This window comes from Paenibacillus turicensis, from assembly GCF_050461185.1.
In the GTDB taxonomy this organism is placed as follows: domain Bacteria; phylum Bacillota; class Bacilli; order Paenibacillales; family Paenibacillaceae; genus Fontibacillus; species Fontibacillus turicensis_A.
Genome location: NZ_JBCMOR010000002.1, coordinates 39,610 through 58,188 on the forward strand (window position 1 = coordinate 39,610; position 18,579 = coordinate 58,188).

At 39.0% G+C, this 18,579-nt stretch carries 19 protein-coding genes; 15 read left to right on the forward strand and 4 right to left on the reverse strand.

Annotated features, from left to right (window positions below; genetic code table 11):
- Positions 1–32 precede the first annotated feature (32 nt).
- From ABE099_RS01625 to ABE099_RS01645, 5 genes are all read left to right on the forward strand, one after another.
- The gene (locus ABE099_RS01625; RefSeq protein WP_430026842.1) at positions 33–1,334 is read left to right on the forward strand and encodes a carbohydrate ABC transporter permease; all 1,302 of its coding nucleotides are present in this window, start codon (positions 33–35) and stop codon (positions 1,332–1,334) included.
- On the forward strand, positions 1,331–2,176 hold the full coding sequence (locus tag ABE099_RS01630) for a sugar ABC transporter permease (protein WP_430026843.1): 846 nt from the start codon (positions 1,331–1,333) through the stop codon (positions 2,174–2,176). Before ABE099_RS01625 ends, ABE099_RS01630 begins: the two co-directional genes overlap by 4 nt.
- Before the next feature lie 140 nt (positions 2,177–2,316).
- Positions 2,317–4,476, forward strand: coding sequence for an alpha-amylase family glycosyl hydrolase (locus tag ABE099_RS01635; protein WP_430026844.1), 2,160 nt, complete (start codon positions 2,317–2,319; stop codon positions 4,474–4,476).
- A gap of 231 nt (positions 4,477–4,707) precedes the next feature.
- Positions 4,708–5,163, forward strand: coding sequence for an NfeD family protein (locus ABE099_RS01640; RefSeq protein WP_430026845.1), 456 nt, complete (start codon positions 4,708–4,710; stop codon positions 5,161–5,163).
- A complete protein-coding gene (locus ABE099_RS01645; protein ID WP_430026846.1) occupies positions 5,145–6,098 on the forward strand; it encodes an SPFH domain-containing protein in 954 nt (317 codons plus the stop codon). The genes ABE099_RS01640 and ABE099_RS01645 overlap by 19 nt, the downstream gene beginning before the upstream one ends.
- A 107-nt stretch (positions 6,099–6,205) precedes the next feature.
- On the opposite strand, the gene ABE099_RS01650 is transcribed toward ABE099_RS01645, so the two are convergent.
- Entirely contained in the window at positions 6,206–6,871 is a 666-nt protein-coding gene (locus ABE099_RS01650) for a PspA/IM30 family protein (RefSeq protein ID WP_430026847.1), read from the reverse strand.
- A gap of 43 nt (positions 6,872–6,914) precedes the next feature.
- Complete coding sequence (locus tag ABE099_RS01655) at positions 6,915–7,145, reverse strand: PspC domain-containing protein (protein ID WP_430026848.1); 231 nt, start codon at positions 7,143–7,145, stop codon at positions 6,915–6,917.
- A gap of 261 nt (positions 7,146–7,406) precedes the next feature.
- Here ABE099_RS01655 and ABE099_RS01660 point away from each other — a divergent pair, with 261 nt between their 5' ends.
- A complete protein-coding gene (locus ABE099_RS01660; RefSeq protein WP_430026849.1) occupies positions 7,407–7,952 on the forward strand; it encodes a flavodoxin family protein in 546 nt (181 codons plus the stop codon).
- A gap of 84 nt (positions 7,953–8,036) precedes the next feature.
- Here ABE099_RS01660 and ABE099_RS01665 read toward each other — a convergent pair whose 3' ends face one another.
- Complete coding sequence (locus ABE099_RS01665) at positions 8,037–8,714, reverse strand: YcnI family protein (protein ID WP_430026850.1); 678 nt, start codon at positions 8,712–8,714, stop codon at positions 8,037–8,039.
- 210 nt (positions 8,715–8,924) lie between these two features.
- On the opposite strand from ABE099_RS01665, the gene ABE099_RS01670 reads away from it, so the two are divergent.
- The 9 genes from ABE099_RS01670 to copZ all read left to right on the forward strand — a co-directional run bounded on the left by ABE099_RS01670 (position 8,925) and on the right by copZ (position 17,529).
- A complete protein-coding gene (locus tag ABE099_RS01670) occupies positions 8,925–9,902 on the forward strand; it encodes a diaminopimelate dehydrogenase (RefSeq protein WP_430026851.1) in 978 nt (325 codons plus the stop codon).
- A gap of 156 nt (positions 9,903–10,058) precedes the next feature.
- Complete coding sequence (locus tag ABE099_RS01675; RefSeq protein ID WP_430026852.1) at positions 10,059–10,574, forward strand: RNA polymerase sigma factor; 516 nt, start codon at positions 10,059–10,061, stop codon at positions 10,572–10,574.
- Entirely contained in the window at positions 10,567–12,570 is a 2,004-nt protein-coding gene (locus ABE099_RS01680; RefSeq protein ID WP_430026853.1) for a TolB family protein, read from the forward strand. Before ABE099_RS01675 ends, ABE099_RS01680 begins: the two co-directional genes overlap by 8 nt.
- Before the next feature lie 416 nt (positions 12,571–12,986).
- Positions 12,987–14,006, forward strand: coding sequence for a cytochrome aa3 quinol oxidase subunit II (gene qoxA, locus ABE099_RS01685; protein WP_430026854.1), 1,020 nt, complete (start codon positions 12,987–12,989; stop codon positions 14,004–14,006).
- A gap of 21 nt (positions 14,007–14,027) precedes the next feature.
- Positions 14,028–15,971, forward strand: coding sequence for a cytochrome aa3 quinol oxidase subunit I (gene qoxB / locus ABE099_RS01690; protein ID WP_430026855.1), 1,944 nt, complete (start codon positions 14,028–14,030; stop codon positions 15,969–15,971).
- A complete protein-coding gene (gene qoxC / locus ABE099_RS01695) occupies positions 15,968–16,564 on the forward strand; it encodes a cytochrome aa3 quinol oxidase subunit III (protein ID WP_430026856.1) in 597 nt (198 codons plus the stop codon). The genes qoxB and qoxC overlap by 4 nt, the downstream gene beginning before the upstream one ends.
- Before the next feature lies 1 nt (position 16,565).
- Positions 16,566–16,856, forward strand: coding sequence for a cytochrome aa3 quinol oxidase subunit IV (gene qoxD, locus ABE099_RS01700; RefSeq protein ID WP_210089705.1), 291 nt, complete (start codon positions 16,566–16,568; stop codon positions 16,854–16,856).
- Between the two features lie 122 nt (positions 16,857–16,978).
- A complete protein-coding gene (locus tag ABE099_RS01705; protein ID WP_430026857.1) occupies positions 16,979–17,311 on the forward strand; it encodes a metal-sensitive transcriptional regulator in 333 nt (110 codons plus the stop codon).
- Positions 17,312–17,328: 17 nt separating this feature from the next.
- A complete protein-coding gene (gene copZ / locus ABE099_RS01710) occupies positions 17,329–17,529 on the forward strand; it encodes a copper chaperone CopZ (protein ID WP_430026858.1) in 201 nt (66 codons plus the stop codon).
- A 151-nt stretch (positions 17,530–17,680) separates the two neighbouring features.
- On the opposite strand, the gene ABE099_RS01715 is transcribed toward copZ, so the two are convergent.
- On the reverse strand, positions 17,681–18,472 hold the full coding sequence (locus ABE099_RS01715; RefSeq protein WP_430026859.1) for a TatD family hydrolase: 792 nt from the start codon (positions 18,470–18,472) through the stop codon (positions 17,681–17,683).
- Positions 18,473–18,579 lie beyond the last annotated feature (107 nt).

Sequence of the window (18,579 nt, forward strand, 5' to 3'; positions counted from 1 at the left end):
TTCATTCCTTATGGAGAGGAGTAGCGGAGGGCATGAGCAGGCATCGGTTGAGAGCAACGATTTTGTCAGTGCTAAGCATGGGACTTGGACAAATCTATAATCGGCAAATCATCAAAGGATTGCTGTTTTTTATTTTTGAGATTTTTAGTTTTACTTATTTGTTAAGAAATCTGCCCACAGCAATATGGGGAATAGTCACCCTTGGAGAGGTTCCGAGACGACTTGTAAAGGGAAAGTGGTTAGAGGGTGACCATTCCATATTTTTAATGATTCAGAGTCTCATTGTGTTGCTTTTTTTAGTTGTAGTCATCGTAGCTTATATTATGAATATTCGTGATGCCAACAAGATTGGGAAGCAAAGAGACGAAGGCAAGAAGTCATATAACTTTAAAGAGACAATCCGCTATATATTGGACTATAAATTTGCAGTTACTTTTCTAACTGTTCCAGGTATTGGGATACTTTTCTTTACGATCATGCCAATTATCTTCATGATTTTGCTTGCATTTACGAATTATTCTGCACCCAAGCATATTCCGCCAGCTATGTTAGTGGATTGGGTGGGATTTGATACATTTAAAAGCTTAGTTTCACTTAAAACATGGAGTCATACTTTTTATGGTGTACTCACTTGGACAATAATATGGGCAGTTTTATCTACAGTGACCACCTATTTTGGAGGATTGTTAGTCGCATTGCTTATTAATCAGAAAGGGATTCGCTTCAAAGGTTTTTGGCGGACCATTCTTATTTTGCCTTATGCGATTCCACAGCTCATTTCATTACTTATTATGCGTAATATGTTTAATGGTGAATTCGGGCCAATTAATCAGTATTTTCGTTACTTTGGTTTAGAGGGCTTGCCGTGGCTAACTGATGAATTTTGGGCGCGAGTAACTGTAATTGTTGTAAACATGTGGGTAGGAATCCCTGTTTCTATGCTGTTAATTATGGGGGTATTAACCACAATTCCAAGAGATATGTATGAGGCAGCGGAGGTTGATGGCGCTACAGGCTTTCAAAAATTTAAAATTGTCACGTTACCGATGATTTTATTTACAACAGCTCCAACACTCATTATGCAATTTGCAGGTAACATCAACAATTTTAACGCGATCTTCTTACTTACCGGCGGTGATCCTGTAAAGGGAGATTACCAGTATGCAGGCGCAACAGACTTGCTTGTCACTTGGCTATATAAGCTGACGCTGAGTCAAAACAGATACAATATGGCTTCCGCAATTGGCATCATTATTTTCCTCCTTATCGCATCGTTTTCGATTTACAATTATCGCCGAACCAAGTCATTTAAAGAGGAGGATATGATCCAATGAACATAAGAAAGCTAAAAACGAAAGCTCGTCTCTCTCTTAGTTATATCACTTTAGTTATATTGTCAGTCATTGCGATCTATCCTGCCTTGTGGATTGTTTTAGGATCAGTAAGGCAAGGGCGCTCATTGTATAGCAAGTCACTTATTCCTGAAAGTTTTACATTAGAGCATTATCGCGATTTATTTACGTCTGATACGATTTTGTATGGTACGTGGTATATGAACACCATCAAAGTATCCATATTATCGATGCTGTTAGGCGTTATATTAATCATGCTAACGAGTTATGCCGTTTCACGTTTTCGTTTTCGTGGCCGGAGAGCTGTGTTATCGACAATATTAATATTAGGAATGTTCCCTGGATTTATGAGCATGATTGCCATTTATTTGTTACTCAAGGAATTAAACTTACTTGATACACATCTTGCACTCGTTTTGGTGTATGCTGCTGGAGCCCCGCTTGGAGGCACATTAATTGCTAAAGGCTTTTTTGATACCATTCCACGTTCATTAGATGAAGCAGCAAGAATGGATGGAGCAAGTAATTTTAAAATTTTTTCTTCGGTTGTATTGCCTTTATCAAAGCCAATTATTACTTACCTTGCTCTGACCCAATTTGTGGGTCCATGGGTAGATTTTATTTTTGCTAAATTAGTACTCCGAAGTAAGGAAAATTGGACTGTTGCGGTAGGCATGTGGGATATGGTGAGGGAAAACCAAAACTCTCATTTTACGATGTTTGCTGCGGGTGCGGTCTTAATAGCTGTGCCAATCACAATTTTATTTATGTTTTTACAGCGTTTGCTTGTTGATGGCTTAACTTCGGGAGCAAGTAAAGGATAGCCCTCAGTATGTGAATTCTAAATAATCCAGTAGAAAGGAGGTGTATCGCTTTATCTAAAAATTTGGCTTTTGGCTTGGCTTGTCATCTAGGGGAATTTCACTTGAAAAAAGTATAAAAACCTTGAGAGGCGGCTTGATCCATGAAACAAATGTTTAAAAAATCATTCATGTCAATGAGTACCTTTATTTTTCTCCTTGCATTGTGGCTTAATCCAGTCATCACCGTTCCATCGGTAAGTGCGGCACCTGACACCTCAGTTCTTAATAAGCAAGGTTTTTCCACAGATGTGATTTATCAGATCGTAACGGATCGGTTTGCTGATGGAGACCCATCTAACAATCCAACTGGGAATGCCTATTCCCCCACACATTCGGACTTGAAGTTATATCATGGTGGGGACTGGCGCGGAATCATTAATAAAATTAATGATGGCTATTTTTCAGGAATGGGCATTAGTGCGTTATGGATTTCCCAACCAGTTGAAAATATTTATAGTGTCATTAACTACTCAGGTGTAAACAGCACCGCCTATCATGGCTACTGGGCTCGTGATTTTAAGCGAACCAATCCGGCATTTGGTAGCATGGCCGACTTTCAGAAGCTCATCGATACTGCACATGCACAAAACATCAAGATTATTATAGATTTTGCTCCAAACCATACCTCACCCGCCTCTGAGACGCAACCATCCTTTGCAGAAAACGGAAAGCTGTATGACGATGGTAATCTGATTGCAGGATATACAGGGGATACAGAAGGTATTTTTCATCACAATAAAGGAACAAATTTCTCCTCACTGGAGGATGGGATCTATCGTAATCTGTATGACCTAGCAGATATTAATCATCACAACAACAAAACAGATGCGTACTTTAAAGATGCAATTAAAAAATGGCTCGATATGGGCATAGATGGGATTCGGGTAGATGCAGTCAAGCATATGCCTGCTGGATGGCAAAAAAATTGGATGGCTTACATTGCGGGGTACAATCCAGTATTTACGTTTGGTGAATGGTTCCTTGGCGTTGGTGAGCATGATTTGAATAATGTTAAGTTCGCTAATGAATCTGGTATGAGCTTGCTAGATTTTAGCTTCGGGCAGAAGGTTCGACAGGTGTTCCGTGACAATACGGATAATATGTACGGCTTGAATAATATGCTCACCGAAACGCAAGAAGACTATATGCATATTAATGATCAAGTCACCTTCATTGATAATCATGATATGGACCGCTTTAAGCTTGGTAATAATGATCGTCGTTTAGAGCAGGCGTTAGCCTTCACGCTCACATCACGTGGTGTGCCAGCGATTTATTACGGAACAGAGCAATATATGACAGGCAATGGCGATCCCAACAACCGTGCCTTTATGACCAGCTATGCTACAGATACTCCAGCCTATAAAATTATTGGCAAGCTAGCTCCACTTAGAAAGTCCAATCCTGCTCTCGCCTATGGTACGACCAAGGAGCGGTGGATTAACAATGATGTTTACATTTATGAGCGTAATTTTGGTAACAGTACAGCGCTCATTGCTATTAATCGTAGTGCAACAACTGCAGCTGCGGTATCAGGCTTGCAAACCTCGCTTCCTGCTGGTAATTATAAAGATGAACTAGATGGAATGCTAAATGGCAACAATATAACAGTAGGGGCCACGGGGACGGTTACCGCCTTTAACCTGCCTGCAGGATCTACTGCAGTATGGCAATACAGTGGTGATCAGGCGACCCCAATCATTGGTAACATCGGATCAGACCTCGGAAAAGTGGGTACAAAGTTGACGATTGATGGACGTGGTTTTGGTAATTCAAAAGGTAAAGTCTATTTTGGCACTACAGCAGTGACCGATAATGAAATCTTAGCTTGGGAGGATTCTCAGATTGAAGTTATCGTTCCCCAAGCTACACCGGGCCCTCAAAATATCAAGGTGAGCACTGCAAATTCCTTGAATAGCAATAGTTATGGAAGCTTTAATCTGTTAACCGCAGATCAAGTAAGCGTCCGCTTCATTGTGAATAATGCTCAAACTGCTTTTGGCGAAAATGTTTATTTAACAGGAAATGTTGCTGAGCTTGGTAATTGGAATCCAGATAAGCTTATCGGTCCTTTCTTTAATCAGATTATTACAACTTATCCATCGTGGTATTATGATGTGAGTGTACCGGCTGGAACCGAACTACAATTCAAGTTTGTTAAGCGTAATGGTACAACACTAACTTGGGAAAACGGCAGTAACCACAGTTATACAACGCCAGCTAACGGGGTAGGCACAATCGTGGTTGATTGGCAGCAATAATTGAATTCATTTAGAAAGTATTAGAGTCCAGCTAGTTGATATATTAGCTGGACTTTTTTTAATAAAAAAATTTTTAACTCATAGGTTGATTAAATTAAAATATACTATAAACAGAACAAACAGATATAATTTGAAAACTTTTTGATACTTTTCATTAGGTTCTCCGTATAATAAGAATAACGAAATCAATTTCATTGATTAAAAGATATAAAAGGTGGTGTATATATTAGGATGATGTCATGGATATCAGAGATGGACACTTGGGTCATTTGGCTAATTGTTGTTGCTGTATTGCTGCTTGTTGAAATGATGACGTTAACATTTTATCTGCTCTGGATCAGTATCGGTTCATTAGTTGCATTATTCATTGCACTCGTGTTGCCTGAAGCGTACTTATTACAAATTGGGATTGCTGCCATTATTTCATTAATCTTAACGATGTTTACGAAACCCCTTTCTCAAAGGCTGCGTACCTCACAAGGCTTTAAGGATGAAGGAACTGAATTGATAGGAAAGCAGGGTATTACAATTGAAGCCATTCCACAAGGTGGGTATGGGATCGTAAAGGTTGGCGGAGATACGTGGAGTGCAACATCAACGCAAGCGATTGGTAAAGATCAATTTGTGCGAGTAGTTCATCGTAGTAGTACAATAATTGAAGTACAAAGATGGGAGGAAATAATTTGATAGAACTTATTGTAGCAGTAGCGATTATTTTAGTCGTAATCGTCTTTATTTCATTAACGGTAAAGATTGTACCTCAACAACGGGTGGGGGTAGTGGAAAGATTAGGTAAATTCCACAGATTGCTTAAACCAGGTCTTAACATTTTGATTCCGTTTTTTGACCATGTTCGGGTGTATCACGACCTTAGAATTCAACAAGCAAACGTACCTCCACAAACCGTTATTACAAAAGATAACGTTCAGGTACAAATCGATACGATTATCTTTTATCAAGTGGTAGGTCCAGAAGAAGCAACATACGGTATTTCTGACTATGTATATGGTGTACGTAACATTTCTACAGCAACGATGCGTCAAATTATCGGTAAGCTTGAATTGGATGAGACATTATCTGGTCGTGAAAAGATTTCTACTGAAATTCGTATTGCGCTGGACGAAGCAACTGAAAAATGGGGCGTTCGGATTGAGCGTGTAGAAGTTATTGATATTAAGCCACCAATTGATATCCAAGAAGCGATGGATAAGCAAATGAAGGCTGAGCGTAATAAACGTGCGATTGTTCTTGAAGCAGAAGCAGCCAAACAAGATATGATTTTGCGTTCTGAAGGGGATAAGCAAAGTAAGATCTTGAAGGCAGAAGGGGACAAGGAAGCTCGTATTCGTGAAGCGGAAGGTTTCCGTCAAGCTCAAGAGCTAGAAGCATTAGGGGAAGCTGCGGCAATCCAAGCGATTGCGGAAGCAGAGAAAAACCGGATTCAGTTATTGGTGAATGCTGGTCTTGATGAGCGAGTGCTTGCTTATCGTTCCTTTGAAGCATTACAAGAAGTGGCTAAGGGCCCTGCGAATAAAGTATTTATTCCGTCCAATGCAATTGAAACACTAGGTAGCCTTGGTGCCATCGGAGAATTATTTAAGGCAGGTAAAGACGGAAAATAAGTTAGGGATATCTGAGGTAAGAACAACTTAAACCTTTTAAGTACGACATTATAAAAAGTGGAAGGGCAACACTAGTGGATTACTCCAATGGGTGTTGCCCTTCTTAATTATTTATTGAGCTTTTCCTTCAGGCGTTCGATTTCATCATTTACGGCTAAGCTTTGGGCTGGAGATGGCTCAGTATACGATGTCGCATGATGATAACCCATAACCTGACGTTCAGCCTCCAGCTCTTCAATTTTTTCCTCCATACGGTAGAAGCCTCTTGCTGCCTCACCTTGATGAATACCGTAGCTAAAGCTAGGTTGATCTGTCTGTTTAGCCGTTTGCTCATCGACTTTACGTGCACGTGCAGCAAGCTCTTTGCGTTTTTCCTTTAGCGAAATCAATTCTTCCTTTGCATTAGCTAAATGAATTTCTAGTTCAGCAATTCCTTCCTGCGTAAATTGGATCGCTGAGGTATATTGTTGTACCTTCTCTTCATAGGCTATTTTAGATGCTGCTAAAATGCGTGCTTGCTCCTCGTTGCCTGCTTCAAGTGCTGCTAAGGCAGCAAGCTCTTGTTTTTCACTTGAATTTTTAGCGTCGGCAAGCTGACGTTCTTGAACCTGCAAGCGAATTTGTAATTGCTTTAGACTTGCTTCTGCCTTTTGAATTTCTTGCTCATGATTTCTTAAATATTGACCTGTCATCATTACAGGATCTTCTAATTTGTCTAAAACTTCATGGATGCTTGCTTTGGTAAGATTAGATAATCGTTGTAAAATACTCATAGTGTGTTTCTCCTTTATATTTAGATTTTATCAATTAGTTCAATTAGTTCATGAAGGGATCATCAAATTCAGGATGTGACCAGTGATTAATGGGTTCCTTTGGTACAACTAATGTTGCTGCAATGTACAAGAAAATAAATGTGCCAAAGCTCATTAAAGCAAATACAAGGGCAATTAAACGAACAAAGGTAGCATCCACATTAAAATACTGAGCAATTCCTCCACACAAGCCTGAAATTTGTTTATCCCTTGCAGAACGGTAAAATCTTTTCATCGCCAACACTCACTTTCGTTTTTATTTATTTTAAAATTAATTGTTTAAATGGTCGTCTACACTGTAAAGTGTTTTCCTTATGTACTTATTGTAGCTAGTAATCTTTTTTTACAGAACGGACTAGAGATGGTTTTTAAACTGGACTATAGTCGAGGAGGGAGTTACTTTGCAGGTCGGGGATGGATCATTTGATAAAATATTTTAGGTTGATCTAATATTTTGGGTTTTTGCAGTGAAAAATAGGAAGGACGTGGGACTGAAATGAGTATTGCAGTCATTTATGGTAGTTCAAGAGAGGATGGAAATACAGAAGCATTGGCGGAGGTTACTTTAGAAGGAGTGCCACATGAAAAAATTATACTTAGAGAAAAAAATATTTTGCCCATCCACGATCAGCGCCATGCAGAGGGAGGATTTGATCCCGTAGATGATGATTATGATGCAGTAATCAGCGAGGTTCTTAAGCATGATACGTTAGTATTTGTAACGCCTGTGTATTGGTATACTGTCTCAGGACTGCTTAAAAACTTTATTGATCGTTGGTCGCAAAGCTTACGTGACCCTCGTTATGATTTTAAAGCGTTGTTATCGCAAAAAAAGGCTTATGTCCTTGTCGCAGGTGGGGATGATCCTAGAGTAAAGGCATTACCTTTAATTCAGCAGTTGAAATATACATTTCAATTTGTAGGTATGGAGCTTGCAGGATATGTCATTGGTAAAGCGAGTAAGCCAGGGGATATGAAGTATGATAGCAAAGCATTAACTGAGGCAAAATGGTTAAATCAACAATTCAAAAATTTATATTAAAATATAGAAACGAAAAGCCAGTAGGTAGCTCGCTATTTTCTAAAGCGTTCACTCTGCTGGCTTGTTTTATACATATGCAATTTCTTATTTTGAACGGCGTAACCCAACCCATAACGCGATGAAAGAAAGAAGTAGTGCGCCTGCCGATAATATAATACTGATCCAGGGGGATACTGATGAAGAAGCTTCTTTTTCTACATTACTTGAAGAAGTGACTTTATCAGTACTATCGCCATGATGTTCACTATGGGAATGATTATGATCTGTATTTGTGTCTGAGACATTATTAGATTGATTAGCTGTAGAAATTGTAGTTATAGAATAAGGGGTTGCCGATCCTGCCCCACCCGTCCAGCTGACAGTTGTGCCATCACTATAATATTGAATCGCATTCCAAGCTATCGTTGATGCTTTGTCAGGGTTTTTAGCGATAAACTCGAATTTTTCAAATTCACCGGGCTGAATGCCATCCTTTTTTGCTTCCCATGTGATGGTGCTTACTTGTTGATTTTTTTCATCCTTGCTAATTGTAGCGCTCCACTCTGGCATAGAACGGGTTAGCTCAAGTTGCACACCATTTGGTATTTGGACAGTCACTTTTGTTGTGGCAACCTCCTTTTCGACGGGTACAGTAACAGTGTATGTCTCCCATGTATTTGTGGTTGAAGTTGCTGGCTTTACTGTAACATGCGCACTCGCTCCAGTTGTAAATAAAAATAGTCCAAGTATAAATATAACAACAGCAGTTAATTGTTTCTTCATAAAAAACATAGTAATCCCCTTTTCTTTAGTTTCTTTAATTTATTTAGTTGTAGATTAAATAGAATAGCTTGTCTAGGGTAGGATGTCCATCATTACTTTTATGCAAACAAATCCAAATTGGAAAATAACCTTCAATCAGACCCTAGTTATTTAAAAAATGTCTTGGTTAGTATAAAATAGTAAAGACATATACTGAAGGAGGAATTTTAAGTGGCAACAAACATCAAAGTAGGTATCGTAGGTTACGGGAATTTGGGTCGCGGCGTAGAAAAAGCACTCAAACAAAATCCTGATTTTGAACTGCGCGCGATTTTTTCTAGAAGAAATCCAGATCAAGTGGCAGCATCTCAAGGTGTTGTTCATATTTCTGAGATTGAGAAGTATAAGGGCGATATCGATGTGTTAATCCTATGTGGAGGTTCCGCTACAGACCTTCCTGAGCAAGGGCCGGAATTGTCTGCATTATTTAACACAGTGGATAGCTTTGATACACATGCTAAAATTCCAGAATACTTCGAGCAAGTAAACGCAGCCGCAGTTAAAGGTGGCAATGTAAGTGTAATTTCAACCGGATGGGATCCAGGATTGTTCTCATTAAATCGTTTGTTAGCAGAAAATGTGCTTCCTGAAGGTAAAGAATATACGTTTTGGGGTAAAGGGGTAAGCCAAGGTCATTCAGATGCAATTCGTCGCGTGGAAGGTGTGAAGAATGGCGTACAGTACACGATTCCAGTAGATGCTGCTGTTGAACGTGTACGTAATGGTGAAAACCCAGAGTTATCTACAAGAGAAAAACATTTGCGTGAATGTTTTGTTGTTGCACATGAAGGTGCAGATACTGCAAAAATTGAAGCTGAGATTAAAAACATGCCAAACTACTTTGCAGATTATGACACAGTGGTTCATTTCATTAGCGAGGAAGAGTTAAAAGCAAATCATGGCACAATGCCACATGGTGGTATGGTTTTAAGAAGTGGACACACAGGTGAAAACAGTACTCAAATCTTTGAATTTGGATTAAAGCTGGACAGTAACCCTGAATTTACGGCAAGTGTGCTTGTAGCTTATGCGCGTGCAGTGTACAAGCTATCTGCAAAAGGGGAGTCTGGAGCTAGAACGGTGTTTGATATTCCATTTGGTTTAATGTCACCATATTCTCCAGAAGAGCTTCGTCAAAGATTACTGTAATTAAGACAGTATGTCGTAAAATATGCTAGGCTCTTGGGCTTAGTCTTAAAATAAACATAGGATTCTTTAGTGGAGTTGGGCTAAAAGAATTCTATGTTTTTTTTGATACTTTTTACACCTTCATTCGGTTGTATCATTGTGAGGGGGGAGATTACAATGCATGAGCAGTTTGCTTTCATGTATGACACATTGTTTGATGATGTATACAGATATGTGCTTTTTAAGGTCGGGAATAGGTGGGTAGCTGAGGATTTAGTGGGTGACATTTTTCGTAAAGCCTTTCAGCGGTTTGATGTTGTAGGTGACATTGAGCTTGACCAACAAAAGGCATGGCTGATGACGATTAGTCGCAATACGGTCATTGATTATTATCGTAAAAAGAAGGAAGTTCCTTATGGGCATGATCCAGAAGTCTTTGGTTATGGTGAAATTGTTTTGGATGTGGGAAATTCGAATGATAACAAGCAGGAGTGCCTAGAGCAAAGCCTATCCAAGTTAAACCCACAGGAAAAAGAAATTATTAATCTTAAATATATTGTGGGCTTAAAATATTCAGAAATTAGCGAAATGACTCATAAGCAAGAAGATTGGCTTAAGATGAAGTCGCATCGAATTAAACAGAAAATGTTAATTTTTATCCATCGTTGTATGGGAGGTGCCAACCATGCGTGAGGATCAAGCCTGGAAGGAGATCGTTGAACAGCTGAAGCATAGCTTACCTGTTAATCCGGAGTTTAAGCGTTCCCTGCGAGCTAGCTTGTTGAGTGAAGAAAATATAGGAAAAGTAGACGTTGATCTTCTCCATGAGAATGAGCTAATTGATGAGGCTACTCCTTCGCATGGGAGAAGGCAGAATGAATATCAGCGTACCCGCCAGCGTAGATATTACTGGAAATGGGGTCTGGCGGTTGTTGCCGCGGCTAGTATTCTACTTACTTTCATATGGACAATGAAGGAACAAGACAATCATGTGCTTGCCTCATCTTTACACTTATTCGAACAATATTCCATTCATGAGCAGTTAGGGAATGAAAAAAGTGAAGGTATGGCGGAATATAACGGAATTTTATACTTACCTATGAAGGAAAAAGGCTTATATCAATTAAACGAGAATAAACTGGCAAAGCTAATCGAGGGTAACATTAATTACGTTAGAGTATCGCCTAATGGGGAGCAGCTAGTCTATGTCCAGCAAGATGAGTTGTATCTTTATTCTACAAAAGACCGTCAATCAGAATTATTAATTAAGCAAGGTAAGGGCTTAGGGAAGTTAGAATCCCCTACTTGGTCCGCGGATGGACAGGAACTGTTATTCGTTAGCAACGGAAATAATAGTAATGAAATTATTAGTATGACTTTAGCAGATAGGCAGTGGAAAAAAATAACGACAGGGAAATCTCCTAACTATGTAGCAGGGCAAGAGGGGATATTTTTCGAACGTAATCATCAAATCATTTACTTAAATTTAAATACGAAGGAAGAAAAGGTGCTTGATTCTGGGCAAAACCCTGCTGTTTCTAATGATGGAGATTACGTGGCTTATATCAAATCAGAGGGTGAGCCAGAGGTGCAAAATTTATGGATTGCCGATTCCAATTTTAAAACGAAAAAGCAAATTACTTCAAATCAGCTTATGGATTATGCTTATGACCCTAATACTGGCGAATACATGGAAGGTAAGCAACAAGCAAGATATACACTAGATCAGCCTGTCTGGAGTAATGAAGATAATCGATTATATGTATATAAGGTTTTTCATACCAATGAGACGTGGCGGAAGCTAACAAGATTAGAGCTATCTACAGTGAAGCTTGCCCCAGGTGATATTGTAGGTAATTCCATTGCAGCTTTGATTTATCGGGATGAAGAATTGGCTCATTCATTTTTTAACTTTGATCCTGGCTATTTAAAGGGTACAAATCCAAGACAAATCGGTTATCACATTAATGAAACTATTCAGCAGGGAGCAAAAACGATTGTAGATGCCGACACCTATTTAGCTAACGCTGATCCTTATTATGAGATTGATAAACAACGATATACGGTCGTGGATACGCCAACGGGCTATAAAATTAGTGCATTACAATCCCTAGGTTGGCTAGAGATTACGGATCAAAAGGATGGTATCTACTTAACAAAATATGCACCAGGCGAGGATAAAGTTGTGTCGTCTAATAGTAACGAAAAGCCTAAGGAGAAGTCATTATTACTCCTACACGATCACATTCCACAACAGCAAGGGTGGACAAATGGGGCAGTTACTAGTCTGCAATACAACGAGAAACAACAACATTTATTTTTTGCATTGACTAGAACTGCAGGAAAAGATACAAAGATCGTATTGTTTGACTATGATTTAAAGGAAAAAATATTCAAGGAGTATACGATATGGCAAGGGAGTGGAACAGGTCAAACTGTATTATTACAAATTAATGAGGAACAACGTTACGCTGCGGTAAATATAAGCCTTGAACATCAACGTGGAGACCTGCTTATTATCGATTTGGTTAACAACAAGACGGTTTCGATGGCGGATTATACACAGCAGGATGGAAATGTATTAGTGCCGAGATATTGGAACAACGATAAATTTATTTTTTATGCTGAAGAGGAGAATAGGGATATATTTTATTCTTATCATCCAAGAGAACAAAACCAATCTCATTAAATGATTCACTAATTAATTAAAATTAAATGCATTTCAATGGAAAAATCCTGATTTTTAGCCTTAATTTTAAAGGTTGAAAATTGGGGTTTTTCATTTTTCAAGTGATAAAAATCACGTAATATAGTTTTTATATGACAATTTAATGAATTTATTAAATAAAAAGCTTAATTGTGAACAAATTTCGAAATCGGGTTATTTGGCTGTATTTGGGCTTAAATCGCTGAATTTGAGGGAAAAGTGACAAAAGGGTACGAGTTGAGGTATAATAAATGGAATTAAATTACATAATTTACTTTCTCTATGCTTTGAATTTATTTAAAGGCTTTCATAACATAGATTTTAGCTAAATAATAATAAACATGCAAAAAGATTAAAAATTGATGTTTGTTAAATGGAGAAAGGGGTATCGGTATCTTATGAAAAAGCTGCTGGCTATTTTTTCAGCACTTCTTGTGCTCCTGACCGGTTGTAATTCGCTAGCCGTATTAAATCCGCAAGGTCCGGTTGCCAAAACTCAATCAGACGTTATTATCATGTCTATTTTGATAATGGCGGGTATTTTGCTGGTTGTGTACATTTTATTTGTTGTGTTTCTCACTAAATATCGTGCATCTAAGGCAGCACCAGATTATGAACCACCACATGAAGAGGGGAACAAGTGGCTGGAGATTATTTGGATTACAATTCCTGTCATTATTGTTGCGTTTTTATCCGTTGTTACATTGCGGAGTACCTATGCGGTGGAAAACGTACCAGCTGGATATGAGGATCAAAAGCCATTGGTCATTTATGCAGCATCCTCCAACTGGAAATGGCATTTTAGTTATCCAGAGGAAGGGATTGAGACTGTAAACTATGTCAATATCCCAACACACCGTGCAGTTGAGTTCAGACTTTATTCGTATGGTCCGATTACAAGCTTCTGGATTCCACAGCTTGGTGGTCAAAAATATGCCATGAGCGATATGGTTAATAAGCTGAATTTAGTAGCTGAAAATGCTGGATCGTTTATGGGGAAAAATGCGAACTTCTCTGGACGAGGATTTGCAGATATGGAATTTGAGGCACTTGCTTTGACCCCTGAAAAATATGATGAGTGGGTTAAGGAAGTAAAGCAAACCGCTTCTGAGTTAACAGAACAAGAGTTTAAAATGCTGTTAGAGTCTGAGCATGTTGGACGGAAGACTTACTCTTCTACGCATTTAAGCTTTATGCCACCACCTGAAGGTGAATATGGCGGTCATAACCATGGTGGGGATTCATCTCATACAGGAGACAATGATTCCAAAGATCATTCCGATATGGACATGGATCACTCTGATATGGAGCATAAAGACGATCAAATAAATACCAACGGACAACATGATTCTGATCATAATGGTAGCCATAATGAGGGTCATGATCATAGCGAAGTTGGCTCATCAGATAAAAAATAGTGTGAAGGGGGTTAGCATCATATGAAATGGGACGAATTGCTCGTCACTGGAGAACCGATGATTTATGGCGCTCAAATTAGTATTTTGATTGTGTCTTTAGCCATCGTTATTGGTTTAACCTATTTTAAAAAATGGGGTTATCTCTGGCGTGAATGGTTAACGACTGTAGACCATAAAAAGATCGGTATCATGTATATTATTAGTGCATTAATTATGCTATTCCGAGGCGGCGCAGATGCCATCCTTATGAGAGCACAGCTAGCAGTTCCTGAAAACGGATTGTTAAATGCACAGCATTATAATGAAATATTTACAACACATGGTGTAGTCATGATTTTGTTTATGGCGATGCCATTTGTTATCGGTTTAATGAACGTTGTAGTGCCTTTGCAAATTGGGGCGAGAGACGTTGCATTTCCACGTTTAAATGCAGTAAGCTTCTGGTTGTTTTTTGTAGGCGCAATGTTATTTAACATTTCGTTTGTAATAGGTGGCTCACCAGATGCAGGTTGGACCGCGTATTTCCCACTTGCGAGCCTAGAATTTAGTCCATCTGTCGGAAATAACTACTATGCGATTGCATTGCAGATTTCTGGGATTGGTACGTTACTAACAGGTGTTAACTTTATCGTTACAATTTTGAAAATGCGCGCACCTGGTATGACATTGATGAAAATGCCAATGTTTACTTGGTCTATTTTAATCACCTCCGTCATTATTTTGTTTGCTTTCCCTGTATTAACGGTGGCATTAGCCTTAATGGCCTTTGACCGGCTATTTGGCTCTCAGTTCTTTACGATGGCCAATGGCGGGATGGATATGCTCTGGGCCAACCTGTTCTGGGTATGGGGGCACCCTGAGGTATACATTGTAGTTTTACCTGCCTTCGGTATTTACAGCGAAATTATCGCTACATTCTCACGAAAAAACCTATACGGTTATAAATCCATGGTATTTAGTATGGTTGTAATTTCCATATTATCCTTCCTTGTATGGGCGCATCACTTCTATACAATGGGACATGGCGCTACAGTGAATGGCTTCTTCTCCATTACAACGATGGCGATTGCTGTTCCAACCGGTGTGAAAATATTTAACTGGCTCTTTACGCTGCGAAAAGGGCGAATAGAGTTTACGACGCCAATGTTATACTCTTTAGCATTTATCCCGATTTTCACCATCGGTGGAGTAACAGGGGTAATGCTTGCGATGGCAAGTGCGGATTACCAATATCATAATACGATGTTCTTGGTTGCCCACTTCCACTATGTATTAATTCCAGGTACCGTATTTGCAGTAATTGCAGGCTTCTACTACTGGTTCCCTAAATTGTTTGGGTTCCGTCTTAATGAGAAGCAAGGTAAGGCTGCGTTCTGGACGATTGCAATCAGCTTTAACGTTACGTTCTTGCCGTTATTCTTCTTAGGTCTAAATGGGATGACACGACGGATGTATACCTATTCTGCAAGTACAGGCTTTGGTCCGCTCAATTTGATCGCATCTATTGGTTCTGTAGGCTTGCTGATTGGATTTATGATTCTTGTGTACAATATTTACTGGAGTTTCCGTTACGCACCAAGAGACAAGACTGGAGATCCTTGGAACGCACGTACACTTGAGTGGAGTACACATAGTCCTGTCCCTGAGTATAACTTTGCCATTGTTCCTAAGGTGGAGGGGCTTGATCCATTCTGGGAGCAGAAAAAAGGTGGTAAACAGCTATACGAAGGCGAGCTTGAAGAAATTCATATGCCAAACAATAGCGGTCAACCGATTATTTTATCTGCGATATTCTTTGTTTGGGGCTTCGGGATGGTATTTAGCTGGTGGCCTGCGGTTGTTGTATCCACGATCGGTATTGTAGTGATGTTAGCAATAAGATCATTTGAGAAGGACCATGGTCATCATATTCCTGTTAAGAAAATTAGAGAAACTGAAGAACGATTGCGGGGTGAAAACGCATGAAAGTAGATCATACGCTACCGCTAGAATATAGCACAGAGGATAATAGCAACAAAATTCTTGGATTTTGGTTATTCCTTGGCGCAGAAATTGCGTTGTTCGCTACTTTGTTTGCCGTATATTTTACCCTTTGGAATCGTACAGGTAGTGGCCCAGCGGGTAAGGATATATTTGAGATCACGCCTGTTTTGCTTGAAACTTTCTTGCTTCTAACAAGTAGTTTCACTTGTGGCTTGGTTATTAATAGTATGAGACATAACATGAAAAAGGCAGCAATGACTTTCTTGGTCATCACGTTGTTGCTTGGTCTTGGCTTCCTAGGTATTGAGATTTATGAGTTCGTGACGTATGTACATGAAGGTGCTACGCTTCAGACAAGTGCGTTTTTATCCAGCTTGTTTGTGCTGCTTGGTACACACGGTTTGCACGTTACGATGGGCGTATTATGGGGCCTTGCACTATTAATACAAATTCGTAGTCGTGGATTCAATCCTGTAACCGCGAATAAGACATTTATTTTTTCTCTGTATTGGCACTTCCTTGATGTTGTTTGGATCTTTATTTTTAGCTTTGTTTACCTGAAAGGACTGATGTGACATGAAGAAACTTTTCCCGCTTCAACATGTAATGGGTTATGTGTTCTCGTTGATCCTTTCTGCGGTTGCACTGCTGGCTGTGTTTGGTGATTTGTCCTATACGTGGGGCCTGGTCATTTTGTTAGTATGTGCAATGGTACAAATGGGTGTTCAGTTATTTTTATTCATGCACATTAGCGAGAATAGATCCAGAGGAACGTTGTATGTGAATATTGCTTATGCTATGTTTGTGGCATTAGTTACGATTTTCGGAACATTATTTGCGATGATTTGGGGCTATAATCTTCCTTAATGATGAGAAAAATACCTTTGTTGCTTAAGAGCGCAGAGGTATTTTTTTACCTCTTTACATACCCCTAGGGGGTATAATATAATATGAATATGTGAAACATAGCGGAGAAGGGAGATGGTCTTGTGGCAAACCTTAAACAAAATCCTGAAACCCATTGTGAAAATCACATAGATGAGGTCAGGCATAGTCATCATTCTGAGGCAGTAAAAAACAACCTGATTTCTCGATTAAATCGGATTGAAGGGCAAATACGTGGCATTAAGGGTTTGATTGAGAAGGATACGTATTGTGACGATGTCCTAAATCAGATTGCAGCGGCACAATCCGCACTGAACAGCGTAGGTCGCTTATTACTTGAGGGACATATGAAGAGCTGTGTCATTGAACGGATTCAAGCTGGTGAAGAAGAAGTGATTGATGAATTACTGTCTACAATGAATAAATTAATGAAATAGTATAGGAGGAATGGAAAATGAAATCTGTAACTTTAAATGTAGAAGGTATGAGCTGTAATCATTGTGTAAAATCTGTTGAAGGCGCAGTTAGTGGCCTAGGCGCAGAAGCGAAAGTGGATTTGGCTAATAAAAAAGTAGAGGTTAGCTTCGATGAAGCAAAAACCTCAGTTGAAGACATTAAAGAAGCCATTGAGGATCAAGGCTACGATGTAGTTTAATGATTTCAATCTGTTAGCGATTGAGTTGGAATTAAAAGGACAACTGCGAAGGGAAAGTTTGCAGTTGTCCTTTATTTATTTTGTATGATTAAATCTACTGACAATTTTCAATCCTTGCTTCTGTAGGATTGACTGTGCGTTATAAGTAAATTTATAAGTTGTAAAATTTTTTCGTATTAAGCCTAATTTGCTCACATACCTCATGAAGTGGTCTATGACATAGTTGGGCATAAAAGGAAGCGGATTCATGAATCATAGAAGGGTGTGTCATTTGTCCAGCAAAGGGACCTTCAAATGGCCATGGCCCGTCCGTTTCAAGCATCACTTGTTCAATAGGATAGTGAAGGGCAATCTCTTGGATTTCCTCCTCGTACAAAATATCCGGTGTGAACGATATATAATACCCACGTTGTACCATCCTTTGTAGTGTCGCTTTAGAGCCTTTAAACCAATGAAAATGGGCTTGCTTTATGCCGTATTCCTCTAACAGGTCACAGACGATATCTGCATCTTCATATACAGCATGGAGAACCACTGGTTTCTCATATTTTTTAGCTATCTGTAATAATTTTTTTAGCCACATAATATAGGGTTCAATTTCGAACTTCTCTCCATTTTGAATCGCTTCCATTTTTGTGTAATACGGTAATCCAATTTCTCCAATCGCAACCATCTCTGTAATATGTGTCTCCAGCCACCTTAAAAGCTCTTGTTGCTCTCTCTCATCTGGCAGTTTTTGCTCTGGGTGAAATCCACATGCAACATAAACAAGTTGTGGAAATTGTTGGCTTAATGTTAAATTGTCCTTACTAGATGCTAAATCCATCGATACACTAATGACTGAATCCATATTAGAACTTAATAAAGATTTGGTTATATTTGCTATGGACTGTTTTGGATATTTATCCAAATGAATATGGGCATCAATTAACGATATGGTCATAAATTAGTAACCTCGATCTAATGTTTTCTTCATTATACCGCGGATTTCACTGTTTTTATTAAAAAAAATTAATATAAGCAAATGATGTCGTACAATAACAATTATGC